The sequence below is a fragment of the Pontibacillus yanchengensis genome (genome assembly GCF_009856295.1).
In the GTDB taxonomy this organism is placed as follows: domain Bacteria; phylum Bacillota; class Bacilli; order Bacillales; family BH030062; genus Pontibacillus; species Pontibacillus yanchengensis_A.
This window is the reverse complement of the sequence record NZ_WMEU01000004.1, coordinates 370046-395233: the sequence shown is the minus strand read 5'-3', so window position 1 is coordinate 395233 and position 25188 is coordinate 370046. Positions and strand designations below refer to the sequence as shown.

Annotated in this window: 20 protein-coding genes; 7 read left to right on the top strand and 13 right to left on the bottom strand. The window is 39.3% G+C overall.

What is annotated here, in order from left to right; genetic code table 11:
- The first annotated feature begins 55 nt into the window (after positions 1 to 55).
- A complete protein-coding gene (locus tag GLW08_RS14385; protein WP_160849330.1) occupies positions 56 to 940 on the top strand; it encodes a GNAT family N-acetyltransferase in 885 nt (294 codons plus the stop codon).
- Between the two features lie 177 nt (positions 941 to 1117).
- On the opposite strand, the gene GLW08_RS14380 is transcribed toward GLW08_RS14385, so the two are convergent.
- From GLW08_RS14380 to GLW08_RS14365, 4 genes are all read right to left on the bottom strand, one after another.
- Complete coding sequence (locus tag GLW08_RS14380; protein ID WP_160849329.1) at positions 1118 to 3409, bottom strand: glycosyl hydrolase family 65 protein; 2292 nt, start codon at positions 3407 to 3409, stop codon at positions 1118 to 1120.
- 48 nt (positions 3410 to 3457) lie between these two features.
- Complete coding sequence (locus GLW08_RS14375) at positions 3458 to 4306, bottom strand: carbohydrate ABC transporter permease (protein ID WP_160849328.1); 849 nt, start codon at positions 4304 to 4306, stop codon at positions 3458 to 3460.
- 13 nt (positions 4307 to 4319) lie between these two features.
- Positions 4320 to 5528 (bottom strand): carbohydrate ABC transporter permease, encoded by a 1209-nt coding sequence (locus tag GLW08_RS14370; protein ID WP_160849327.1) that lies wholly within the window; start codon positions 5526 to 5528, stop codon positions 4320 to 4322.
- A gap of 140 nt (positions 5529 to 5668) precedes the next feature.
- Positions 5669 to 6976, bottom strand: coding sequence for an extracellular solute-binding protein (locus GLW08_RS14365; protein WP_160849326.1), 1308 nt, complete (start codon positions 6974 to 6976; stop codon positions 5669 to 5671).
- A 121-nt stretch (positions 6977 to 7097) separates the two neighbouring features.
- On the opposite strand from GLW08_RS14365, the gene GLW08_RS14360 reads away from it, so the two are divergent.
- The 3 genes from GLW08_RS14360 to GLW08_RS14350 all read left to right on the top strand — a co-directional run bounded on the left by GLW08_RS14360 (position 7098) and on the right by GLW08_RS14350 (position 10748).
- On the top strand, positions 7098 to 7847 hold the full coding sequence (locus tag GLW08_RS14360) for an AraC family transcriptional regulator (protein ID WP_160849325.1): 750 nt from the start codon (positions 7098 to 7100) through the stop codon (positions 7845 to 7847).
- Between the two features lie 104 nt (positions 7848 to 7951).
- A complete protein-coding gene (locus tag GLW08_RS14355; RefSeq protein WP_160849324.1) occupies positions 7952 to 8824 on the top strand; it encodes a fructosamine kinase family protein in 873 nt (290 codons plus the stop codon).
- 727 nt (positions 8825 to 9551) lie between these two features.
- Entirely contained in the window at positions 9552 to 10748 is a 1197-nt protein-coding gene (locus tag GLW08_RS14350; RefSeq protein WP_160849323.1) for a S8 family peptidase, read from the top strand.
- A gap of 58 nt (positions 10749 to 10806) precedes the next feature.
- Here GLW08_RS14350 and GLW08_RS14345 read toward each other — a convergent pair whose 3' ends face one another.
- Together GLW08_RS14345 and GLW08_RS14340 are read right to left on the bottom strand one after the other, a co-directional pair.
- On the bottom strand, positions 10807 to 12294 hold the full coding sequence (locus GLW08_RS14345) for a methyl-accepting chemotaxis protein (protein ID WP_160849322.1): 1488 nt from the start codon (positions 12292 to 12294) through the stop codon (positions 10807 to 10809).
- A gap of 625 nt (positions 12295 to 12919) precedes the next feature.
- A complete protein-coding gene (locus GLW08_RS14340) occupies positions 12920 to 13891 on the bottom strand; it encodes a YbgA family protein (protein WP_160849321.1) in 972 nt (323 codons plus the stop codon).
- Between the two features lie 165 nt (positions 13892 to 14056).
- On the opposite strand from GLW08_RS14340, the gene GLW08_RS14335 reads away from it, so the two are divergent.
- From GLW08_RS14335 to GLW08_RS14325, 3 genes are all read left to right on the top strand, one after another.
- Positions 14057 to 15691, top strand: a complete 1635-nt coding sequence (locus GLW08_RS14335; RefSeq protein WP_160849320.1) for an HsdM family class I SAM-dependent methyltransferase — start codon at positions 14057 to 14059, stop codon at positions 15689 to 15691.
- 204 nt (positions 15692 to 15895) lie between these two features.
- A complete protein-coding gene (locus tag GLW08_RS14330; protein WP_160849319.1) occupies positions 15896 to 17266 on the top strand; it encodes a YjiH family protein in 1371 nt (456 codons plus the stop codon).
- A gap of 102 nt (positions 17267 to 17368) precedes the next feature.
- Entirely contained in the window at positions 17369 to 17602 is a 234-nt protein-coding gene (locus tag GLW08_RS14325) for a helix-turn-helix domain-containing protein (protein ID WP_160849318.1), read from the top strand.
- A gap of 117 nt (positions 17603 to 17719) precedes the next feature.
- On the opposite strand, the gene GLW08_RS14320 is transcribed toward GLW08_RS14325, so the two are convergent.
- The 7 genes from GLW08_RS14320 to GLW08_RS14290 all read right to left on the bottom strand — a co-directional run bounded on the left by GLW08_RS14320 (position 17720) and on the right by GLW08_RS14290 (position 25153).
- A complete protein-coding gene (locus tag GLW08_RS14320; RefSeq protein WP_160849317.1) occupies positions 17720 to 18235 on the bottom strand; it encodes a DUF3231 family protein in 516 nt (171 codons plus the stop codon).
- A 280-nt stretch (positions 18236 to 18515) separates the two neighbouring features.
- Complete coding sequence (locus tag GLW08_RS14315; protein ID WP_160849316.1) at positions 18516 to 19133, bottom strand: DUF421 domain-containing protein; 618 nt, start codon at positions 19131 to 19133, stop codon at positions 18516 to 18518.
- Positions 19134 to 19667: 534 nt separating this feature from the next.
- Positions 19668 to 20591, bottom strand: coding sequence for a hypothetical protein (locus tag GLW08_RS14310; protein WP_160849315.1), 924 nt, complete (start codon positions 20589 to 20591; stop codon positions 19668 to 19670).
- 41 nt (positions 20592 to 20632) lie between these two features.
- Positions 20633 to 21619 carry a bifunctional UDP-N-acetylglucosamine diphosphorylase/glucosamine-1-phosphate N-acetyltransferase GlmU gene (glmU, locus tag GLW08_RS14305; RefSeq protein WP_272917089.1) on the bottom strand — a complete coding sequence of 329 codons (987 nt, stop codon included), beginning with the start codon at positions 21617 to 21619 and terminating at the stop codon, positions 20633 to 20635.
- Positions 21620 to 21661: 42 nt separating this feature from the next.
- Positions 21662 to 21856 (bottom strand): hypothetical protein, encoded by a 195-nt coding sequence (locus tag GLW08_RS14300; RefSeq protein ID WP_160849314.1) that lies wholly within the window; start codon positions 21854 to 21856, stop codon positions 21662 to 21664.
- A gap of 37 nt (positions 21857 to 21893) precedes the next feature.
- Positions 21894 to 23726 (bottom strand): glutamine--fructose-6-phosphate transaminase (isomerizing), encoded by a 1833-nt coding sequence (glmS, locus tag GLW08_RS14295; RefSeq protein ID WP_160849313.1) that lies wholly within the window; start codon positions 23724 to 23726, stop codon positions 21894 to 21896.
- 71 nt (positions 23727 to 23797) lie between these two features.
- Complete coding sequence (locus GLW08_RS14290) at positions 23798 to 25153, bottom strand: nucleotide sugar dehydrogenase (protein ID WP_160849312.1); 1356 nt, start codon at positions 25151 to 25153, stop codon at positions 23798 to 23800.
- Positions 25154 to 25188: the final 35 nt, after the last annotated feature.

Sequence of the window (25188 nt, the reverse complement as noted above, 5' to 3'; positions counted from 1 at the left end):
TGTAACGATTTGTTCTGTTACAGTTAGCTCATTACGTTAAGTGAGGAGATAGAAGATGGAGATTACACCATTAACATATGAAGAAGTAAACGATGTTAGCCATTGGTTAGCTTCCTTAAACCAAACCGATCATCATTTCATTGCTTGGCTCGAATCTGAACAAACTGCTATAGAAGAACAACTCACCCAACTACTAAGCTTTAGTACACCGTTTGCCTGGATATCAAAACAAGATGAAACGATTAATGGATTCATTGGTTTGCTTCCTTTTTTGGAGCAAGGGCTAGGTCGCTTGCTAGGACCATTCACCACCAGTTCCCAAACAGAAGAATGCTTAGAAATGTTGTGGTCAAACTGTCTTCCAACCATTAAGTCTCATGTATCAGCAGTAAAAGTTGCTTTCTATAAGAAAAACGAGAAACTTACCCAATTTGCAGAAGCACATCACTTCCATTGCTATAACATAGAGAAAACGCTACTGCTTCAGAAGAAAAATTGGCACCTAAATGAGGCATCTACTTCTGGTGTTGAACCTTATATTGTAGAAGATTATGAGGAAGTAAACGAACTACATCCTTCTGCAGCTTTCTATACAGTGGATGAAATGATCCATTTACATCTGCATGATTCACATTTTCACCTCTGGGTTTTTAAAGATGAGCAACGTGTGAGGGGTTATGTGTTTCTGGAGGAAATAGAAGGAACGGATGAGGCGGAAATTTGTTTTATGAACGTAGCAAAACAAGAGCAAAATCAAGGAATTGGTAGCAACTTGCTAACCTATGCTTGTGAACATGCTTTTACGAACAGTAACGTCGAACTGGTTACTATCTCTGTTCGAAACGAAAACTCCGGAGCTGAACGGTTATACAAATCATTTGGATTTGAAGAAGGTCCGACGATTTATGCTTATGAGAGGGTTCTCCCACCATATGCGTAGGTTTTCCCTCGTTATGTGTGGGTTTATCGCTTCCACTCTACTTTTGCTCGCTTCGAGATCCGATTCGCTCCCTTCCACTCCACTTTTGCTCGCTCCACCTCCCCACTTCTCATCCTAAAAAAGATTTAAAAGCGTAAAAAATCGCATGGGCCCCATGCGATTCACCTTCTCTTATTACTAGCTCATCCTAACTTCAACAGCCTTCCCTACAGAAAGCGTGTAAACTTCCTCATTCACATAAATCGGTATATCTTCCCCTTCTTGCAAGGCTAGCTTAATCTTGTCATTTTGTACTTCTACAAAAATAGGTTGGTTTCGATATTGAATATGAAAAGCATAGCGATTCCAGTCTGATGGCATTTTTGGGTTTAGATGAAGGCCGTCTTCTTTGATTCGTAAGCCTGCAAATCCAAACACGATCGACATCCATGTTCCACCCATATTAGCCATGTGCAAACCATCTTTCGTATTCCCGTGGGTATTATCCAAATCAAGGCGCGCTGTTTCTATAAAGTAGTTATATGCTTTGTCCATTTCTCCAAGCTTAGCTGCCATAATACTAAAAATGCACGTTGATAAGGACGAATCATGTGTGGTGATTCCTTCGTAATACTTATACGACTGCCTTATCGTGTCCATCGATTGCTCATCTTCTAATAAAAAATGGGCTAGGACGGTATCTGCTTGTTTACACACTTGATATCGATATAAAGTTAATGGATGATAGTTCAGTAGTAACGGGAAGTTTTCCTTCGGTGTGTTCTCGATATCCCAGACTTCTTTTTGAAGAAAGGAGTCGTCTTGAGGATTGATCCCTAACGCTTCATCGTAAGGTAAAAATACTGCTTCGGCAGCTTGTTCCCATTGCTGAATTTCCTCTTCCTTCAATCCGATTTTCTTGGCTAGTTGCTGGTACACTCGTTGATTTTCATCTTGTAGACGATGGGCGAGTCTAGCGACCCAAGCTAAGTTATGCTTCACCATCGCATTGGTGTAGTAATTATTGTTGATGACACAGGTGTACTCATCAGGACCTGTGACATTGTTAATCAGAAATTGTCCGTCCTTCGTGTAATGGCCCATGTCCATCCAGAGACGTGCTGTTTCTACCAGCACTTCCAATCCATATTCTTTTACAAAGTGCATGTCCTCGGTGGCATGAACGTACTGAATGTAGCTATACGCGATATCCGCGCTAATATGATACTGCGCTGTTCCTGCCGGGAAGAATGAGGAGCATTCATCGCCGCTAATCGTCCTCCAAGGAAATAGCGCTCCTTGTTTATGTCCCATTTCACGCGCTCTCGCTTTCGCATTATCTAAAATGGAATACCGGTAAATCAACAGTTGTTTTGCAAGTTCTGGGTTAGTCATTAAAAACACAGGGAACATATAGATTTCCGTATCCCAAAAATAATGGCCTTCGTATCCTTCCCCAGACAGCCCTTTAGCCGAGATATTGCTATGTTTGTCTCTACCTACGGATTGCAGAAGATGAAATAGATTAAAACGAATCCCCTCTTGTAAATAGGTATCTCCATCAATCTCGACATCACTTTTACGCCAAAATGTGTCCATGTAGTTTTTCTGAGATTGTTGTAAGTCCTCAAATGTAATAGAGTTAAATCGTTCTCGTAACGTTTGCACTTGATCTAGCAAGGAACCCCCATGCCTGAGCGTATCGACGTATATGTTCCATTTTGAAAAGGTAAGTGTCTCACCAGCTCTTCCCTCATAATGATGAACAAACTCGATGCTGCTTCCTTTTTCATTCACGATTGTATTCAAGGATTGATCAGACTGATGATAACTTAAGCATGCCGTTTGAAGTTTAGAGGTTTCCGCTTCATTGATGACATAGCCATAGTCATCGTTGGCAGCCGCTTCAACTGTATGAAGACGCTTGGCCTCTCCCCCCGCAACACGTGGGTCATTTGAATCTGAGAAGTTCGTCACGTCTCCATCAATCGTCGAGACAATCGTAATCGAGTCCGCGAAATTGACTGGTTCTACTTTCACCTGAATAGCAAATAGCTCACGATGCACAAAAGAAACTACTCGTTCAAAGCGAAGCTTCACCTCACGTCCTCGAGGTGATTTCCAGTGAACCACTCGTTCAGACATCCCTTTGTCCAGATGAAGGTGTCGCTCATAACTTATAAGTTCACCTTCCGTAATGGTAAACTTCTCTTGATCTTCCCCCAATAAGACTAAGATGGTTTGACTATCAATCACATTTAACATTTTTTGTTGGGTTGGAGGAAACCCATACAACTTTTCTCCATATGGGATGTCAATTATATCGTGAAAGGCATTCAAGTACGTGCCTCGTATGGTAGGATAGGATGGCCCATATGATTCCTCAAAATTTCCTCGCACGCCTATATAGCCATTACCGACGAAGAATAAGCTTTCCTCATTCAATAAGTCGGTATCTTTTACAGATTGACTGCTTACTTTCCAAGACACGTATAATCTCTCCTTTTTATTGCTAATACAGTGCTTTTGTATTCGCTATTATTCCTTTACTCCTCCACTCGTTAAACCAGACACAATTTGACGCTGGAAGAAGAGGACGATGAGTAAGGTCGGTATGGTTACAATGACCGTTGCAGCTGCAACTTCACCCCAAAGAATTTCAAATTGTGTTCGTAAAAAGGATATTGCTACCGGAACGGTATGATATTCGGACTGTGAGTTGATAGTGATGGTTAGTACGAATTCGTTCCAAGCGATAATGAAAACAATAATCGCGGTTGTAAACACCCCCGGTGCTGCTAGTGGAAACACAATTCTAAATAGCGTTTGAAATGGAGTAGCTCCATCCATGCGCGCTGATTCCTCTAATGCTAATGGGATTTGATTGAAGTGAGTTACCAAAATCCACACCGCCATTGGTAAGGTGATTGATGAATAAGGTAAAACAATCCAGTAGCTGTTTGCCCATCCTAGTTCAATAAATAAATTGTAAATCGGACCAATGACAATCATTTGCGGGAACATCGATACAGCTAAGACAAGCCCAAGCAGTACGCTTTTTCCTTTAAATTCAAAACGCGAAATCGCATAGGCCGAAAACGTTGCGACTAAAATAATATAAACTGTTGTGGTAAAAGAAACAATCAAGCTATTCCAAACAGCTCTCAATATTCCTTTATCTATTATGACGCTCGCATAGTGATCTAGCGTCGGGTTTTCAGGTATGACACCAAATGCATTATCGCCAAATATTTCTCCTGAACTTTTAAAGGAGGTAACTAATATCCAAAAGAACGGGAAGACCACAACGACTAAGTAAAACGTCAACAGGAGTAAAAAAGGCCATTTGCTTTTCGGTGCATCTGGATGATTAGGTTGTTGAGCCATGATAAAACCTCCTTTAATTTTTCTCCATTAAGTTCGTGCCTAGAACACGGACAAATATGATGGCTATAATCGCTACACAAACAAACATAATCATAACGATGACGGATCCATATCCGAAGTTGGTCTGCCCGAACATGGCTTTATAGGAGTAGATGGACAAGGTCTCGGTTGATCCACCTGGACCTCCATTCGTTAATACATAAATCAAGTCGAAAACTCGAAAGGCATCCAACGTACGGAACAGTAGTGCCACTAAGATAGATGGTTTCAGCAAAGGCAATGTGATACGGAAGAATTGTTGAAATTTACTTGCCCCGTCAATGGAACCTGCTTCATACAACGATTTTGGAATTGTCTGCAAGCCCGCTAGCAAAAGGATAGCCATATAAGGTGTGGTCTTCCAAATATCCGCTAAGATTGCAGCTGACATGGCACCTGTTGCGGTTTGCATGAGGTCATTAGCTTCTGCAATTAAACCAATATCCGCAAATATCTTGGCTACAATGCCATAGCCTCCATCATATAAGTAACTCCACATTAATGCTCCTACCGCTGTTGGGAGAGCCCACGGTATTAAGGATGCCGTTCGGATGAACCCTTGTCCCCTCATCCCTTTATTCATAATTAATGCCATTCCCAAGCCTAGAACAAGTTCAAATGCGACAGATACAATCGTAAAGACAAACGTATTGATAAAGGCTGTATGAACCCTATCGTCTTTGAAGGCTTTGATATAGCCTTGGAAACCAATAAAATTAGATTCTATTAAACTATTATCGAGATCTTTTACAAGAGAAGGTAACTCTTGTTCTCGTTGTAATTCGTATTTTTCAGATAAGGTATTTATTGCTTCGCTGGTTACTGTGTAACTTTCCTGTATGTCACTTTTGAGTTCATTATCAATCTCAATAACGCCTTCCTTGCCTTCAAATTGGGACGTTACGTTATTCAGCTTTTCGACAACCTGCTCTACGGTTTCCTGATCTTCTTCCGCTGCAATCTCACTTCGATCTAAAAATCGCTCCACGTAAAATGCCGTCTCGTTGTACACGTCCACATTAAAACGTTCATTTAAATAAAGGCCGGATTTCGTTTGATCATTCAACTGATAATCAAAAAACGTGTACGTAAAGGATTGAACAACGGGCCAAAGGGAAAAGATGCCAATTAACAGGAGAATCGGAAGGATAAAAAGAAACTCCCTAAGTCCCATTTTTTTCATGGCAATGCCTCCTTTTTTGATAAGTAAGGTATCGATTTCATAATGTATGGCATACAGTTTGCTATACGATTAGAACATCCTAAAATAAAAGGGCTCTACTATGAATAGAGCCCTCCTGTTTACTTTGTCATGGTGCATGTTTAGTCTTCTACATCGCCTTCAATTTTGTTCACGGCATCCTCTAATCCTTCTCCAGAGCTCAAGTATTTGTGCGTGGATACTTGGATGGTATCCGATACTTTTGCGTAATCTGGAGAAACTGGACGAGAAATAGTAGATTTTAATGCTTTTTGGAATGGATCAAGTGTTAATAGTTCGTTTGAATTCAATACATCTTCATCTTCTAGAAGTGGGTTATACCCTGGAAGATATCCGCCCTCTGTGGACATGATTTTTTGTCCTTCAGGTCCTGCCATAAACTGAATGAATTCCCATGCTCCCTCTTTCTTTTCAGAGTTTGCATTGATACCTAGTAACCAACCACCAACAGATCCTCCGTTTGGAAGCGGTGCAATGCCTACATTTTCCATTTTCACTTTCGCGCCGCTATCCTCAGGGTTTTTCAGACGGCCAAACATATATGGCCAGTTACGAGCAAATACGGCATTTCCGTTTTCAAAAGCCGTATGGGTCTCACCTTCTGTGTAGTTTAAGATGTCATCTGGAGTCCAAGAGGCTTCTGTAAATTCGTACATTTTATCAAGGCCTTGTTTTGTATTTTCAAATTGATTTGTAAATTCCGTTACATTTACCGTTAAACCTTCGTATTGCTTAGTTTGATAAACAAATCCAGTTTTCGTTTCATTCTTACCAGCATATTGCTCTGCCATTTTTGCAAGATCATCATAAGAATAATCGCCGGATTGAAGTGTCTTCGCATCTTCTTCAGAAACAATATCTTTACGGAAGTACATGAGTCCTAAGTCTGGGAAGAAAGGTAATGTATATTGTTTCGCTTTATAGTTTCCTGCTGTCATGGAACCAGAGTTGAAATTATCGTATTCAAGGCCCGCTTCATCCATTTTCATGTCGATTGTTTCTAGGTATCCAGCACCTGCAAATTCGCCAGCCCATACAACATCCATAGAAAGAACATCATATTCACCTGAACCACTAGATAAAGAAGTTAATAGTTGATCGTGCATTTGTTGAGAGTCGTTTGTCATTTGCACCCATTCAACTTTGTATTTTTCCTGACTGTTATTAAATTCTTCAATTGCCATCTTTGTTGCAGGAGTATTATCATTTTGTGCTGCAAATTTAATAGTTGTTGTTTCTCCAGAAGAATCGTTAGCGCTTTCATTTTTGTCCTCACTAGTGTTATCCGTTTCTTCTTCTGTACCTTCATCAGTCGATTGACCTGAATCTTCGGCGCCATCGCCACCACAAGCTACTAGAATACTAGCTGCAAAAGAAAGCGTTAACAAAAACATGAACCATTTTTTCATGCCGTTGACCTCCTTGATAAGAATTTTTTATCTTGATTGACTTGATTTTATTGCGAAATCGCTTACAATTATACTAAAATCTTTTAATAATTAGTAAAAATTTATGTTTGTGGGTGACTTTATGAGTACGAGTATTAAGCAGTCGATGATTGATCAATTTATGCAAACACGCATAAATAATCGCGAGAATAACTATCTCCACCCTTCTTATTTGCTTGAGAAGCAATTACTAGGATCCATCTCTCAAGGGGATGAGGAGAAAGCATTAAAAATTTTAACTAGCATTAACCATGACCAACGACCAAAATTAGCCGATATTCCAATAAGATCTTTGAAAAACTCTCTAATCTGTTCCTGTACACTTTTTACAAGAGCGATTATTCAAGGTGGCGTTCAACCAGAAACCGCATTCACCTTAAGTGATGCCTATATTCGTGAAATTGAAAACTTACATGACCAATCACAATTAGAAAAAATGGAATACGACATGCTCAAGCACTTTATTATTGTCTTAAATGATGAGGAAACGCTACCGTACAGTAAAATTGTCAATCAAGCCATAACGTATATACACGACAACATACTTGAAGATTTAACATTAGATATGATTGCTGAACATAGTTATGTGAGTCCGAGTTATCTTTCCCATCTATTTAAAAAAGAGGTCGGTATTTCTATTGTGCAATTCATTAACAAAAAACGAATTGAAGAATCCAAATACTTTCTTCTACATACCTCTACATCCATCTCTGATATCGCTTCTTTGTTTTGTTTTTGCAACCAAAGCTACTACACATCCTTGTTTAAAAAATATATTGATATGACTCCTAAGGAATTTCGCGAACAGCATATGCAGCCTGTTATGGGATAAAAACATGAATCCACCCTGCTATTCTCAGAGATAGCAGGTTTTTTTATAGTGATGTAAAGGAAATAGTTCACTAGACTACTAATTCATAATAGTGAGGTGCAAAGATGAAAAAACAGATTCAACACGCATTAGAACATATAGGAGACACGTCCAACATTGACAAGATTAAACAAGTGGGTGGTGGCGATATTAACCAAGCCTACTACGTACGTACGAAGCAGCAAGAATATTTTATTAAAGGAAACCAAGGTATCCCTCCTCACTTCTTTCGTGTTGAAGCAAAGGGACTTCAGCTCATGAAAGATACACAAACTGTTCGAGTACCTGAGGTGTATTATTACGATGAACCTTCGTCTAAACAAGAGCAAGGTGTGTTAGCTCTTGAGTGGATCGAAGGACAAAAAGAACGAGATACGGAGGAACGCCTAGGACGACAGTTAGCAAACATGCATAACCACTTTGGACAGGCTCATGGGTTTGAGGAAGATACGTTCATCGGTTCGTTGCCTCAACCAAATGGGTGGTACAATCACTGGGTAGATTACTATCATGACAGTAGATTGGTATCGCAATTTAACATCGGAGCTGAAAAAGGGGTTCTACAAGGAGGACGGAAGCAGCGGTTGCAGAAGGTTATGGAGCGCCTCCCGCATTGGATTGATACGCATGCCAAACCCTCCCTACTTCACGGAGACCTATGGGGTGGAAATTGGATGACAGGCCCAGAAGGTGAACCAGTACTGATAGACCCATCTATTTTTTATGGTGACCATGCATTTGAGATTGCATTTACAGAGTTATTTGGCGGCTACTCTGATGCTTTCTATCGAGCATACCAAGAACAGTTTCCACTCCCTGCTCACTACAATGACAGCAAGGACCTCTATCAACTCTACTACCTTCTCGTTCACCTGAATCTATTCGGCGAGATGTACGGCGGGTCTATTGATCGAATATTAAAGCGTTATGTGGATTAAGAACAAAAGCGAAAGTGCCCTGTTAGCGACGTACAAACTGGACGGCTCCGTATGAGATAAAGGAAACACGAAGAGTGGTAGCGATTCGATGTTGACTTATCGTAAGGAGGTGCAGGAAGTTTGCTAGGCGCTGGGCGCTGGAGCTGGACGTGGCCTCTATAACTTACTTAGTTATGCACAAGCTAACATTTTTATAATTTCCTAGATAAGAACAAAAGCGAAAGTGCCCGGTTAGCGACGTACAAACTTTCTAACAGTGATTTAGGGGAAGTTCGATTAAAATCGCTGCGTCATGCAGCAACATCGAACCAACCTACGTCGTGTAGGCCGAAAGGAAACACGAAGAGTGGTAGCGATTCGATGTTGACTTATCGTAAGGAGGTGCAGGAAGTTTGCTAGGCGCTGGAGCTAGACATATATGAGCCAGAACTTATACTTCCTTTCTTTTTAAAAAGGGTGCCCGACTTTTTGGGACACCCTTTTTTCATTCATATATTCGAAATACTCCTTCATCTTACAAATTAACCAGGAACATCTATCCTGCGTTATAGAAAAATTTTACATTTATGAAACTTCCTGACTAGCTAACGCAGATGTTTTAACAGGCATTATGATTTATATTTATACAATTCTATTAAGTCCTCCTCATTTGTTACGAAAAAAAGATTAAGATGAGTGAATATTCTTCGTCTTCAATCAATTTAACCCTTTAAAGGAGGAATGTAAGATGAACGTAAAAAAGATTGCTAGCTTTGCTTTAGCTGCATCCATTGCGGTTTCCCCTGTATCTCTTGTCGATGCTTCTCCCAATGACCAAGTGGTGAATTTGAAAAAAGAGAGTGAACAGAACACGGAGAAAGGGGATTTTGTAAAAGGTGAAGTGATTGTAAAGTTTAATGACAATGCAACGAATAAGACTGCGGAACAATTAAATGTAAGCGGAGAAATAAAAGAAGACACGGATGAAGTAGATTCAAACTTTCTTGTTTTAGAAGTAGGAAATGTTGAGGAAGTCGTGAAAGCTTTAAACAAGAATCCGGATGTAGAATATGCGGAACCAAACTACAAATTCCAATCTACCTTTACTCCTAACGACTCCTTATATCAGGGATATCAATACGGGCCTCAAAGTACATATACAGATGAGGCTTGGAACGTTACGAAAGGTGCGAGTTCTCAGGAAATTGCAGTAATTGATTCAGGCGTTGATTATAACCACCCTGATTTGGATGATAAAACGATTAAAGGATATGACTTTGTAGACAACGATTATGATCCAATGGATGAGAAAAATCATGGCACACACGTAGCAGGAACGGCAGCTGCTGAAACAGATAATGCTACTGGTATTGCTGGCATGGCTCCTAACACATCCATTTTAGCTGTACGTGCTTTAAATGCTCAAGGTAGTGGCACACTTGCTGATATTGCGGACGCCATTGTGTACGCTGCTGATCAGGGAGCTGAGGTTATTAATTTATCACTTGGCTGTAATTGTGATACAACTACATTAGAAAATGCTGTGAATTATGCATGGGATAAAGGATCTGTTGTTGTAGCTGCTGCCGGTAATGACGGTGTGTCGACAACGTTCGAACCAGCATCTTATAATAATGTTATCGCAGTAGGTGCAATTGACCAGAACGATCAAAAAGCGTCCTTCTCTAACTATGGAACATGGGTTGATGTAGTGGCTCCTGGCGTCAGTATTGCTGCAACTGTACCTGGAAATGGCTACGCGTATATGTCTGGTACTTCTATGGCTGCCCCACACGTTTCTGGGTTGGCTGGGATTCTAGCTAGTCAAGGGCGTAGCAATACTGAAATCAGACAAGCAATTGAAGAAACGACCGATTCATTATCTGGTACAGGTGTTTATTCCAAATATGGAAAAATTGATTCGCTAGAAGCTGTAAATTACTAGTGACTGCAGCAGTAAGAAACCAGAAACCCCGCACTTAAAGGTGCGGGGTTTCTTATGTTTATTCCTTTTCATGTCCAGTTTCCAGATTATCAGCACTTGTTGAAATCTCATTCATATAGTTACTTATTTTTTGGTTATCTTCGTTTAAATTTTCAATGGTTGCACTTACTTCTTCCATGCTCGCTGTAGATTGTTCAATGATGGAGGCTAATTCATTTGTGGAAGCTTCTACATCTTCTGAGTGAGACTTCACTTCAACAAAAACGGTTTGGAAGCCGTCAATACGTTCTTTGAGTTGTTGAAGGACCTGCCCTACTTCCACAAACGTTTCTACCACTTCACTTGTTGATGCAACACTGGTATCAAGTTTATCTATACTGTCTGTTAATTTGCTAGAAGCTTCCTGACTACGCGTATTCAAACTATGAAGGTTATCTGTAATTTTTACTGTCGCATTAGCTGTAACGTCAGCTAGTTTACGAATTTCATCTGCAACAACAGCAAATCCTTTACCAGCCTCCCCAGCTCTGGCAGCTTCGATGGAAGCATTTAATGACAGTAGATTCGTCTGTTCGGTAATATCTTTTATATCTTCGGTCAGAGCATTTGTGTCTGCTAATTTACTAGTCAGCTCTTCATAAGTAGATTGAAGCTCGTGTACGAACGTTTTTAAATCCTTCATTTCTTTTTCTAACGTTTGAAGCTTTTGTTGGCCTTGGTCGGATGATGCTGAGATGGCATTGATTTCTTCCTGTAATTGACCCAAGGATTCACTCATTTCATTAATGGCTTCCATCGTACCATTAGCGTTAGATGAAATCGATGTGATTTGTTCACTTTGACTTTGACTACCTGCAGTCATTTCTTGAATCGCTGTTTTCATTTCCGTTTGAGATCCTAGATTCTGTTGAACTTGTTGGTTAATCTCCTTGATTCTTGATGAAATGACATTTAGGTCTGTTTCCATTGCTTGATTCTGAGCATCCTTCTGTTCGCTCTCTTCTTTTGCTAAATTAATATACTGCTTCACGACGGCAAATTGTTTGTTATACATAAAAATAAGTACGGATAATAAAACCCCGACAAGTAAGTACACAAGAAGGTACGAACTAGCCATCTGTTCTAGCAATTGTGCTTCCTGCCCAGTACCTGTCCGGATACTCGCGATTGTTAGAAATAACCCTAACGTATAACCCAGTGCAAATGTTTTACCGTTTAAAGGGACGGCAGAATAAACAGCTAAAAAGAAGAAAATCATCAACGCACCTACACTCCCACCTTGTGTGAAAATGGAAATAGCACCTGCTATGTAAGGTAAAGGAATGGCAAGGTATTGGAATAAAGATTCTTTCTTCCATATAAAATGACACGCAATAAAAAGGAATATGATAATAATTGCTTGCCCTCCATTAATAGCGGCATGAAACATATTATCTGTTCCGATGTAATAAACTACTCCTACAACCATAGCTATCAAAAATGTCATAACCATCAACTTATTTTTAGCTAGGCTATCTACTCTTTTCAAATCCTCGATTGAATCCAAGTCGAATTCCCCTCTCTATGAAGCTATACCATCTAAAGGATATATCGACTACAAATCTATGGAATAAATGCTTTTAAATTAATCTTTTCAACCTTCCCATTTGGAAACGCCACAGATGTAATATAGATAATAACTGCCACAAGCGATGCAGCAATGCCTATATAGAAATAACACCAAAAAGCGAATTGGAACATAAAGTTAAGAAACTGCGGGAAAATAACCATCCGTAAACCATATACTCCCATAGCAAAGTTAAACATATGAACTGCGTGAACATCAGGATGATTAAGGCATGTATCCTCTTTCCTCTCGACATAACCGACCCCTCCAAAATGTTAATAATATTCAACGTTGATATGTGTCATTTGAGGGATTACCAGCTATTTTTTTACTAAAGCGATAAAACCTAATGCAAGCGTTATTTTATTAGAGTAATATCGAGAAGGTGTCGTTATGTTTATACCATTTCGATGTAGTATAAAGAAAACTTGCAGATTGGCAAGCCTTTGGCGCAGACAGAGGCCTAATTGCATTTATACTTTCATCCTTTAAAAGATTTAAACTTTCTGAAAGTGCAAAAAAAGAACCTACCACAGGCAGGTTCTCCTTTCTCGTTTTATTCTTATTATGCATAAGCGCGCCCTTTTCCTGAATCGCTAATTTCTATTAGGTCTTCTGGGTAAGGCTCGAAGTACGTTTGTTGCATTAAATAGTCGTTTTGGAAACGGATGATCCATGACTTTAATATGCTTAATACAGCGCTCAATGGTATCTTTTCATCATAAAATTTATTTAGTTCTTCTATGAAATAGTCTTTCTCACTTTTTGTCAGGTCGTTCTTGAAATACCCCATAATATGCTGACAAACGTTCACATTTGACTTTCTACTTGGCAGTTGACGAAACATCCACTGCAGATGCTCTTCGTATTCTGTAAACACTTCTTCTACTGACTTCTTATCTGCATTTGCTGTAAGTCTCCCCATCGCTTTTAACGTTTTTTGATTGTACGCCATGAATAAATATTTGTTTTTGGAATGGAATTCGACAAGACTTTTCATCGTAGGTTCTTGCTTTCGTTCTCGAAATTCAGCTAGTGTGAATAGCTTCGTAAAGAAGTGCTCTCGGATTCGGTAATTTTTCAGACGTCCCTCTTCTTCGATGGCAAGACCAGGGAAGTAATCATATACATTTTGTGCAAAAAAGCCCTTTGTCTTTCCTACTACGGGAGACTTTTCTAGTTTATCGTACACCTTCACATCTTGCGTTCCACATGTTGGCGAGCGATTTTTCAGTAAGAATCCATCTACATCAGACATCGCTTCAAGAAATCCTTTAGAGAAGGCATTCATATCTTCCGTAAGATCCTTCTCCGTTGAAGGCTGGACAAGTTTCTCTTTGTCCCCTTGCCTTACGATACGAATGATATCTCTTGGCACCCCTAATCCTATTTCCATTTCCGGACAGACAGGCATGAACGTGACGTGAGATTTCAGGCGCTGCACAACTTTGTCTGGTATTAGTTCCCCGTTATATCTGACATGATCAAATTCTAAACATTTACTAACGACAACCTTTGGTGTTGCAAACGAACGCATACAAAAATCCCTCATTTATAAGCAAGTTTCTTTTATTGTAGAACGTTTACCCTGTTCATTCTAATTTTAATAGTCTCAGCTTTCCCAATTATATTTTTTTAATGAGATTGCTTATTCAATTCGTTACAATAGGGATAAGTGAACAACCTAAGGAGAGCGTTTACAATGGAGGCCATCACACCTGAACACCACTATAGGAAACAAACAAGCGTAACTTATCGAAAACAGTTAGGACAATATTTCACACCACCAGCCATCGCAAGTCTCATGGTTAGTTGGATATCTGAATGCAACCCTACGTCCGTCCTAGATCCTGCTGTAGGATTGGGGATTTTTCCTAGCATGTATCAACCTTTAGACGAGAGGGCGCAAACAACTTGGAATGTGTACGATGTTGATGAAGCAATGGTGAAGGCTACAAAGGATAGGACTGATTCACCTCCAAGCATCAACCTTCATCATTCGGATTTTTTGGAGGAAGATTGGGAGCAAATGTATGATGCTGTTATTGCTAATCCGCCCTATTTAAAGATGTCCACTCACCAACACAAACAAACTATTTTAACCACCTTTGAAGAGAAACTTCGTCTTCGTTTGCCCGGAAATACGAATATGTACAATTTATTTTTACTAAAAGGGCTTAACCAATTACATCAAGGGGGGCGGGCAGCATTCATCGTTCCATCCGAATTCTTGAATGCGGATTATGGGAAGAAAATAAAGCAATATCTGCTTGATCAAAAATTACTAAAGTATATCTTGATTACCGACTTCCAGCACAATTGGTTTGAAGATGCTCTAACAACCTCTGTTATCCTATTATGCGAGCGGGATGCTACAAATGATTCGGTAGAGTTTATTAGTATGTACACCCAAGAAGATTTGCCTAACGTACACACATACATTGCTACCCAAGCGGATCATGATCAACCTTTAGGAAAGCGCTATCTTTTCGATTCATTAGATGCATCCAAAAAGTGGCGGGTCTATTATCAGCCATCATTGCTCAAAGAACTGCAACAAGTAAAACCTTTTACGGAATTCGGATACGCTTCTCGAGGTATTGCGACAGGAGCGAATGATTTCTTTTGCTTAAGAAAGAGCGATATCCAAGATCGAAGTCTTTCTTCTTCCTATTGGATACCGTGTATCACAAAGGCTCATCAAGTAAAGACTCCTTTTTTCACTGAAAAAGATTGGCAGGGATTGTTTGAACAAAATGCACCTGTTACGTTACTAAACCTTCAATCAGATAGAACACTTGATATTCCCATTGCCAACTATATTCAATACGGAGAAACGCATCAATTTCATTTACGCTACTTAACGAAGCACCGCTCTCCATGGTATAAAGCTGAAGTTCGAGATCCAGCTCCAATTTGGTTTCGAACGTTCAATCGAACAAAGTTACAGTTTGTCCGTAATGAAGCAGGAATTGTCCACCTAACCCCTTTTCATAGTATTTATATCCATGAGAAGTACCAACAAGACATTCCTATTATAATGGCCTACTTCCTTACAGATATTGCAGAGGAAGTACTAAAGGAAAGTCGTCGGGAATACGGGCAAGGATTAGTGAAATTCGAACCGAATGACCTTAATCATTCTTATGTATTTGATTTTGATGTACTAACTACATATGAGAAAAACGAAATCCGTTTTCTTTATGAGCAAATAAGAGAATGCCCATATCTTTCTGAGGAATGGGAAGTCTATCAATCTAAATTGAACGATTATTTTTTGGATCTTTTATCTATTGAGAAAGGCGTAAGAGCCCATTTAGCGACGTACAAACTATAACAAGGAGTCAGAGGAGGTTCTGGAAAAATGAGACGGAGGGACAGGTCCATCATCTCAAAAAAGTGGGACGAGGAACCTGTCCCCCATCCCAAAACTGTGTATAACTATTCATTACCATAAATTTTTATTAGATTTCTATGAGTGCATGTATTAAAATGAATAGCGGTGCATACTTATGATGCCCTTATTAGGAGGTAACTCAACATGAATCAGAAGAGCAAATTCCCATTTAAAACAAGCGATCATATTAAATTTATTCTCCCTTCTTTACTCGGAATTCTACTATTTATGGTGCCATTCCAAGTAGAAATAGAGGGAGAAGAAAGCTTTACGATACCTGTTGCGTATTTCGCTGAGTTACTTCAGGTGCGTTTAGCGGACGAGCTTTCTGCTATTATGACAATTATCATTACGATTACAGCGTTAGCGACTATCGTTGTTAAAGCAACAGGTGGAGATCGCCTAGCGAAGTTTCCATTTTTTCAAAGTTTATTTGATGTGTCTGCCATATGGACATCGGTCCGTATTTTAGGTGCTATTTTCGCCATTCTCACCTTATTTAAAATTGGTCCTGAGTTTATTTATTCAGGAGCTACTGGTGGTTTGTTATTAAATGATTTATTACACGTATTATTTACCGTATTTTTATTTGCGGGATTATTCTTACCATTATTATTAAATTTCGGTTTGCTAGAGTTTTTTGGCACGATGTTAACCGTGATTATGAGACCGGTTTTCAAGCTACCTGGGCGCTCATCAATTGACTCCCTTGCGTCTTGGTTAGGTGACGGAACGATTGGTGTTCTTTTGACAAGCAAGCAATATCAAGGAGGACATTATACCAAAAGAGAAGCAGCGATTATTGGTACCACCTTCTCCGTAGTGTCGATTACCTTTACGCTAGTCGTTATTGATAAGGTTGACCTCTCCCATATGTTCCCTGCCTTTTATGGAACGGTATTGTTATCCGGGGTTATTGCTGCGATTATTATGCCGCGCATCCCGCCACTTTCCAAAAAGGAAAACACATATATTACAGGTGAACAAGGCGAACCAGAACCGAAATCTCCACAAGGCTATAACGTTCTTACTTGGGGGTATTATAAAGCACTAGAAAGATCGAAAACCCAAACAAGTGTGAAAGATTTCTTCAAAAACGGTGCGCAAAATATTTTAGACATGTGGATGGGTGTCGCCCCAATTGTCATGGCGCTAGGTACCATCGCCCTTGTGATTGCAGAATATACACCTGTTTTCACATGGCTAGGCATGCCGTTCATTCCATTGCTTGAACTGATGCAAATTCCAGAAGCAAGCGCCGCTTCTGAGACGATTCTAGTAGGCTTTGCAGATATGTTCTTACCAGCATTGATTGGCTCTTCCATTGAAAGCGAGATGACCCGGTTCATTATTGCTGCCTTATCTGTAACACAGTTAATCTATATGTCAGAAGTCGGTGGCCTATTGCTAGGCTCGAACATCCCAATTAACTTAAGAGAACTTTTTATCATTTTTCTAGAACGTACCATCATTACGTTACCGATCATCACGCTCATTGCGCATATGATTTTTTAGTAAAGAGGCTCTTCTATTGTAAAAAGCTCAGAGCAAAATTGAGATGCTCCCCTAAGGTACACAGTATAAAAATAAAACTGTTTATCTTAGGGGGTTTTTTGTATGTCGAGAAGTTCTTTTTCTACTGTGGAGAAACTTACTACTTTAACCTTATTCGTAACGATTTATAACTTGAATTGGTCTACGATTCGATCCTGGATACATAAGTTTGAAACTCTTGGTGAAGCTGGACTTGAAGAAGCAAAATCAAATACATCCTACTCAAATCAGCCTACTATTCGATCTTATTTTCAGTTAATTGATCTAGCTTGTGATCAATCTCCCTATTTTTCATAAGAAGCAATATACTGAAAACACTAGTTAAGGCGGTTCCCACTAAACCTAAAATCATGGTAACATTCAACTTTTTATCCACTAACACCATAAACACCTCCATGTAAGGAGCTCAACTATTTATTTCACTTCAGCTACTTGACTATGATGAAGTGGAGGTGGGATTAACCAACCTTTTTCTTTATTCAACCTAAGAATTCTAGCGCCTAGAGTTGCCTTTTCTGTATGGAATTGGCCAAACATCATGGCTATATCCTCCCTAATACATTGACCCATCACCTGACTAGCAGATACTAACGCCATAGAATTGTCACGCGCAATGGCAGCAGCAATCTCCGGATCCTGGAAACGAGCTCCTGCAGGAATCTCCTCTAATTTTGCTTTAGGACGTTCTGGTGGAGTTGGTGGTAAACCAACACCATTATCTTTTAATAATTGTTCAATTTGCTTTTCCTCTTGTTTAGCCTGGCTAATGATATCTTCTACCAACTTATATAAATCTTTGTCTCCAATATGGTTCAGTTTAGTTTGATAGGCAGCAATAGATCCTTTAGCTGTTTGAAGAGCTGTCCACGTACCAAATACCTCCCCATAATGCATCGGTTCATTTGTAGGGTTTCCACTTAATATTCCCATAATCATCCTCCTATTTAAATCTTGAAAAATTTCACCCTCCTATATTGTCCCTAACGCAAAAGTATATTCCCCTGCTACGTTAATAAAAAAAATTTTGTGAACACTCAAATTTACCGATTGAAACTCATGTAATTCACAGTTATCTAGTTTCATTTTTCTCCAAGTATAAGAAAACAGCCGACAAATTCAACAAATCATCTAAGGGAAACAGAATGAGATGCTTAGTATAAAAAGTCAAAGTAGTCATTAAAGATCTACTCGACCTTTCTAATTTTTAAAACTATTGTAATTTATCTGAAAAGCTCTTTTTAGCCTTTTTATTTTCAATCTCTGTGAACATGGTTTCATTTGGCACTTTTGAAGATGTCATTTGTTCCTTTAGTTGTTGCAATTGCTGAGAATTATTCTCTATTGCCTGTATTAATTCCTGTAAATCCTTCTGTGCTACAGGCTGCGCTTCTGTTTTCAATATAAATCCAATTTGACCATTTGGTTCTAATGTAGCCCACTTTACATCACTCAAATTGGAGACATTTTTTTGCCGTAAATTCATTTCTAACTGATCAACTGTCATTCTCAATTTCGCTAACGTTTTTTCCTGTAGATGACCATTCTGAATAATGACTTTCGACTTTCCTGTGATTAACTTTTCCATACCGTCCGATTTTACTTGAATAAATTCCATAACGATTAATGTTAAGACAAGTACACCACCTACCAGAAACGTAACCCATACATTCTTTCCTGCTACTGGCTGAATCAGCAATGAACCTATAGCAATCATAATAACCGTTTCAGCTAAAGTCATTTGCGATATGGTTTTTTTGCCTGCTATTCTTAGTAAAAAAGTTCCTACAATAACTATTAGGGCTGATTTCCATACAAAATCCCAATCCATTGTTATTCCTCCAAATAAAATTTAGTTTATGTTAGGATGTGTTTTACTACTAGTTCTATCCCCTGTTATTAAAAGATATGAGAGCCTTTCTAAGAAAAGGATTCACTTAAAATCTAAGAGCTTCAGCATTGTCGCGGAACTTTATTGAGACCATTATTTGTTTGTCGCACAATGGGGCTGATAAGGAAATATTCTTTGTAAGTTTCCATTCTATAGTTAAAACTAAAATTTCACCTAAAAACCCCAATTTGAGGTATATGATGGTTCTTCACATAATAAAATCAAGCATGAATTTCAAGTTTGAATGAAATAAAGGGGGCCTTTATATGAGTTTAGCGAATGACGATGTAGTTACGATAAAGGGATTCTTTCAGATGAGATAACAAACAGAAGAATTGTTAGAATATATACATGAACTTGTATAATGTCGAATTTCATAAGCATACCTTCTGTAACAACAAAAAACCACCCTTCCAGTATGCTTATCCATACCTTCAGGGTGGTTCTATTTATATAGGGGGAGGGAGAAAAAGATTAATGTACATTGGTCTTCCAATGTTTATAATCATGGATGGCTATTCCAGCGTAGCCACCATGGTCGTTAAATTGTTGTTCCAGCTTGTCTAGTTCGTTAGCCATCTGACCTGGTTTGTTTCCATGAAAGGTCGTATGGCTTCCTTCTGACGTATCAATCACGTTCACTCCAACAATGACGGATTTGTTGTGTTGGTGAGCCTGATTGACTAATGGTGTGACGATGCTTTTAATGCCGTTGGTTCCTTCTGTATAATCTCGATAAGCCATGATCGTGATGGAATCTAATTTATTCAACATCCATTCACTGACTTTCTGCGAGCTACCAGGAACATTCAACTTATGAACCCAAAATGGAAAGTCACCACTTACCGCTAACTCCGTATTAGCCTTTGCTTGATCCACAACAGTTGCGGTATTCATCATCCATTGTTCGATGACTTCATTCTGATTCTTTTTCCACTCGGGAAGAAGGTAAGGTTCTACATCTAAATGAATACCTTCAAACTTCTGTTCATCTGAAACTACTCGATTGTAGTTTTTCACTTGAGAAACAAACTTGTCCATACTATCTTGATTCTTTGTTAATGCCCAAGTTGGGTCTCCACCAAGGGCATACACGTTGATGTCTTGTTTACTAGCTTCTTCAATAAACGAACGATACAGCTTAGGTGAAAAGTCTTTTATGCTTACATGAACGTAAATAAGATTCACATTTTGCTGTTTCGCAAACGAAATTGTTTTTTCAGGGTTTTCTTGTATTTGTTCTACATCCCATATCCATGTCGCTTTCACTTCTTCTTTTCCACCACCCATAAATGTAGTTGTGGTGAGGATACCTAAACTAATGAGTAGTACCATGATGACGGTTATTTTCCTTCTATGCTGAAGGCTGTTTAGGAGTGCTTGTTTTCGATCGTTCATAGAAAAGCCCTCTCCTTTGAACGGGAAGTATATCTACTGCATCATTCATTTCCGATCGGCATTTTGCATAAGTCATTGGTCATAGAGAAATTAGAAATCTTTGTTTTGTCTTCCGCTTCAAAGTCAATTAGATCCACGTCAGGACCAATAACACAGCTAGAGCCGATTTTCGTTTTACCGCGAAGATGAACTCTTGGTTCGATTGTCGTATCTTGTCCAATGGTCACATCCGCTTCGATATATGCAGTAGATGGATCTGTAATAGTTACTCCATTTGTCATATGAAGATCCAGAATTCGATTGCGAAGGATTTGCTCTGCATTGGATAACTGAAGGCGGTCATTCACCCCAAGTCCTTCCTCTATATCATCTGTACTACTAGCAGATATAATATTTCCTTCATTTTTCAAGATTTCAATGACGTCTGGTAGGTAGTACTCACTTTGATTGTTGTTCGTACTAACCTTCTGAAGGGAAGTGAATAGCTGCTTGTTATCAAAACAGAAGATGCCTGAATTGACTTCTTTGATTGCTAGCTCTTCCTCTGACGCATCTTTTTGTTCGACAATACGTTCCACTTGACCTTGATTGTTACGAATAATACGTCCATATCCAGATGGATCTTCTGTATTCATCGTTAAAATGGTAGCTGACGCATTGGTTTCTTGGTGATGCTGCAGGAGTTCCTCTAGTGTTTCTTCTGTTACTAGAGGAGTATCTCCTGTAATAATTAAGGTTGTACCTTCTTTTTCTGCTAGCTGTCTTTCTGCCATCTTCACAGCATGAGCGGTACCAAGCTGTTCATTTTGCATGGCATAATCAACTGTATCACCTAATTGTTTCTTAACCATGTCACTTTTATGGCCTACAACAGTGACAATTTGGTTGAAGTTAAGGTTCGTTAATTTATCCGTGATATGCTGCACCATTGGTTTGCCACATACGGGATGCAACACCTTTGGCAGGTCTGATTTCATACGAGAACCTTTTCCTGCAGCTAACACGACGGCAAATGTTTGTGTCATCATATCCCCCTGATAAGGTTTGTCATTCTTTTCCACACTAAATCTCTACTGATTGTCATGATGTCCTCTACTTGCTTGAGGACCGTATAAGGGCTTTAGTGAATCAATTACTTCATCGATAAGCTGTGCATCTTGGACGATTTCTTGGTCTTCAACTTTTTGGTTAATTCCTTGCATAATTCCTAGCAATAACCCTTCGTCTAACATTTCTTCGCGTCTTCTTTCCAACGTTTGCGTCATGCCATGCACTCGCTTTCTATCCTAGTTTTGGGGTTGATTATTCTACCGTTACGCTCTTAGCAAGGTTTCTTGGCTTATCAATATCCTTATCTAGTGCTAGAGCTGTGTAATAAGAGATAATTTGTAATGGAACTACGGATAGTAGCGGTGTTAGAAGAGATAACGTTGCTGGGATATAGCACGTTTCATCTACATACTGATAAATCTTCATGTTACCTTCTGTTGCTACACCCATAACCTGTGCACCACGTGCTTTTACTTCTTCAATGTTACCTAGCATTTTCTCGTACACTTCGTCCTGCGTTGCAAGGGCAATCACTGGAGTTCCCTCTTCAATAAGAGCCAACGTTCCGTGCTTAAGTTCGCCAGCTGCATATGCTTCAGAGTGAATATAAGAAATTTCTTTAAGCTTTAAAGAACCTTCTAGAGCGACAGCATGATCTAGTCCACGACCTAGGAAGAATACGCTCTGTGAATCTTTAATAGATTCTGCATACCATTGAAGTCCTTTTGTATGCTCAAGTCCTTCCTCGATTTGAGATGGGATAGCCTGAATTCCTTTTACAAGTTTTTCACGATACTCATCTGAAATCATTTCTTTCATTTGTGCAACATACGTACCTAGTAGGTAGAAAGATAGAACCTGAGTTGTATATGCTTTCGTAGAAGCTACTGCAATTTCTGGTCCAGCCATTGTTAGGATGACATTATCCGCTTCACGAGCAATGGAGCTTCCTACAACGTTTGTAATGCCTAGTACTTCTGCACCTACTTTTTGACTTTGACGAAGAGCAGCTAATGTGTCGGCTGTCTCACCAGATTGGCTCACAACGATTACAAGTGTGTTCTCATCGATAATTGGACGGCGGTAACGGAATTCAGAAGCAATCTCTACAGATACTGGGATGCGTGTTAATTCTTCAATTGCATTCTGGCCGATTAATCCTGCATGATAAGCTGTACCGCACGCTACAATATAGATTTTATTCCAATTGTTCACTTTGTCAGCTGTCCAATCAAGCTCTTGGAAATCTACTTTATTATTTTCTTCATCAAAGCGACCCGTCATCGTTTTTTGAAGCGCATTTGGCTGTTCAAAAATTTCTTTAAGCATGAAGTGATCGAAGCCATTCTTTTCTGCTTGCTCCATATCCCAATCCACTTTGAATACGTCGCGCTCAATCGGATTAGCTGTTTCTAGATCTAATAGGGAAACGCCTTCTCTTTTTAGAACCGCAATCTCGCCATCTTCAAGAATTAACATATCACGTGTATGCTCAAGAAGTGCTGGGATATCAGAGCTAATGAAGTTCTCGTCTTCCCCAACCCCAACGATTAGTGGGCTTGCTTGGCGTACGGCATAAAGTGTGTCTGGATCATTTTTCGTCACTACGCCTAGTGCATAAGCACCTTTTAGCTTTTGAACGACTTTTTGGATAGTGGAGATCATTTCACCGTCGTATAGTTTAGAGAATAGATGAGCAATTACTTCTGAATCAGTTTCAGATGTGAATGTCACACCTTCTGCCATTAGCTCTTCTTTTACATCTAGATAATTTTCTATGATGCCGTTGTGAACGACTGCGAATTCCGTTTCTTCATCCGTATGGGGATGAGAGTTTTCGTTAGATGGACGACCGTGTGTTGCCCATCTTGTATGACCAATACCTAAAGAACCTTGCTTAGGAGATTCAATCAGTTTTTCTTGTAAACTATCTAGACGTCCAACTGTTTTTTCAGTTTGGATGCACTCTCCATCACATACTGCGATTCCAGCAGAATCATACCCTCTATATTCTAGTTTTTCTAAACCGTTTGCTAGTATATTTTGTGTTTCTCTTGCTCCAATGTAACCAATAATTCCGCACATATGATTCATCCTTCCTTCTTTTATAAAATAGTAGTTTTGATTAGCCTTCGAATGTAGATAAAACTATTATCTTACAACGCTACTGAATCTTGACGATCGAATACTTTTGAAGATGTGCCAAGCTTGTGAATGTGTTGCTGTTCATAATCTTTAAATGCATTACGAGTATCCACAATTGGTACACCAAGATTCGCTAGCTGATCATAATCGAAATCACTATGATTTGTTACGAGTACCATACAATCATATTGTTTCAATTGATCTTCGATATAAGGTACAGAATGAACAACATCTCCACTATCATCGATGAAGCTTTGCGCATGTGGATCTAAATACTGAACATTAGCTCCATTTTCTTTGTACAATTCATATAGATATAGACCTGGAGATTCGCGCAAGTCAGCCACGTTTGGCTTATAAGCCATACCAAGGATTAAGATGTTGGCACGATTGATGGACTTACCATCAAGGTTTAATACCTGAGAGGTTTTGCTTACGACAACATCTGGCATGTTATTGTTGATCGATTGTGCTAGATCGATAAATTTACTATAGAAACGGTATCCTTTTGCCTTCCAAGATAGATACATAGGATCTAATGGGATGCAATGGCCACCAATTCCTGGTCCTGGTTGGAATTTCATGAATCCGAATGGCTTCGTTGCAGCTGCATCGATTACTTCCCAAACGTCAATATCCATGCGTTCACACATCATTGCAATTTCGTTAACGAATGCAATGTTGATACTACGGAAGGTGTTTTCTAGTAACTTAGACATTTCAGCTACCTTCGGAGAGGAAACAGGTACTACGTTGCCAACATAATGGCTATACAGTTTAACGCCTAACTCTGTACATTGTTCTGTTGTACCACCAATAACTTTAGGCATGTTTTGCGTATTGTACTTATCATTACCTGGGTCTACACGCTCCGGAGAATAACATAGGAAGAAATCCTTTCCAGCTTCGTAACCCATTTTCTTGAATTCGTTTAAGATTAATTCTTCTGTTGTCCCTGGATACGTTGTGCTTTCAAGTGTAATAAGCGTACCTTTTTTCATGTGTGGCTTAATACTGTTGATTACACCCGTGATATAGGAGGTATCTGGATCCTGGTTTTCACTAAGTGGTGTTGGCACACAAATACTAATCGCGTCTAATTCTTTAACTGCCTCATAGTCTGTCGTTGGAAGAAAGCGATTGGAAGCAATAACTTCTTCCATTTCTTCATGGGAAACGTCCTGAATGTAAGAGTGACCTTTTTTCAATTGGTTAATCTTATCTTCAGAAAGGTCTATCCCGCATACTGTGAATCCCGATTTCACCATTTCTACTGCTAGTGGCAGGCCTACATAGCCCATACCCACTACTCCAATATTTGCTTTCTTCTCATCGATTTTTTGAATTAATTGACTATAAAAATTCATTCTAAATCCCTCTCTTTACTATGAATTATAGTTAA

Coding starts and splice junctions, on each gene's coding strand:
- GLW08_RS14385 (WP_160849330.1), top strand. CDS start 56: ATGGAGATTACACCATTAACATATGAAGAAGTAAACGATGTTAGCCAT.
- GLW08_RS14375 (WP_160849328.1), bottom strand. CDS start 4,306: ATGGCTCAACAACCTAATCATCCAGATGCACCGAAAAGCAAATGGCCT.
- GLW08_RS14370 (WP_160849327.1), bottom strand. CDS start 5,528: ATGAAAAAAATGGGACTTAGGGAGTTTCTTTTTATCCTTCCGATTCTC.
- GLW08_RS14365 (WP_160849326.1), bottom strand. CDS start 6,976: ATGAAAAAATGGTTCATGTTTTTGTTAACGCTTTCTTTTGCAGCTAGT.
- GLW08_RS14360 (WP_160849325.1), top strand. CDS start 7,098: ATGAGTACGAGTATTAAGCAGTCGATGATTGATCAATTTATGCAAACA.
- GLW08_RS14355 (WP_160849324.1), top strand. CDS start 7,952: ATGAAAAAACAGATTCAACACGCATTAGAACATATAGGAGACACGTCC.
- GLW08_RS14350 (WP_160849323.1), top strand. CDS start 9,552: ATGAACGTAAAAAAGATTGCTAGCTTTGCTTTAGCTGCATCCATTGCG.
- GLW08_RS14340 (WP_160849321.1), bottom strand. CDS start 13,891: ATGCGTTCGTTTGCAACACCAAAGGTTGTCGTTAGTAAATGTTTAGAA.
- GLW08_RS14335 (WP_160849320.1), top strand. CDS start 14,057: ATGGAGGCCATCACACCTGAACACCACTATAGGAAACAAACAAGCGTA.
- GLW08_RS14330 (WP_160849319.1), top strand. CDS start 15,896: ATGAATCAGAAGAGCAAATTCCCATTTAAAACAAGCGATCATATTAAA.
- GLW08_RS14325 (WP_160849318.1), top strand. CDS start 17,369: ATGTCGAGAAGTTCTTTTTCTACTGTGGAGAAACTTACTACTTTAACC.
- GLW08_RS14320 (WP_160849317.1), bottom strand. CDS start 18,235: ATGGGAATATTAAGTGGAAACCCTACAAATGAACCGATGCATTATGGG.
- GLW08_RS14315 (WP_160849316.1), bottom strand. CDS start 19,133: ATGGATTGGGATTTTGTATGGAAATCAGCCCTAATAGTTATTGTAGGA.
- GLW08_RS14310 (WP_160849315.1), bottom strand. CDS start 20,591: ATGAACGATCGAAAACAAGCACTCCTAAACAGCCTTCAGCATAGAAGG.
- glmU (WP_272917089.1), bottom strand. CDS start 21,619: ATGATGACACAAACATTTGCCGTCGTGTTAGCTGCAGGAAAAGGTTCT.
- GLW08_RS14300 (WP_160849314.1), bottom strand. CDS start 21,856: ATGACGCAAACGTTGGAAAGAAGACGCGAAGAAATGTTAGACGAAGGG.
- glmS (WP_160849313.1), bottom strand. CDS start 23,726: ATGTGCGGAATTATTGGTTACATTGGAGCAAGAGAAACACAAAATATA.
- GLW08_RS14290 (WP_160849312.1), bottom strand. CDS start 25,153: ATGAATTTTTATAGTCAATTAATTCAAAAAATCGATGAGAAGAAAGCA.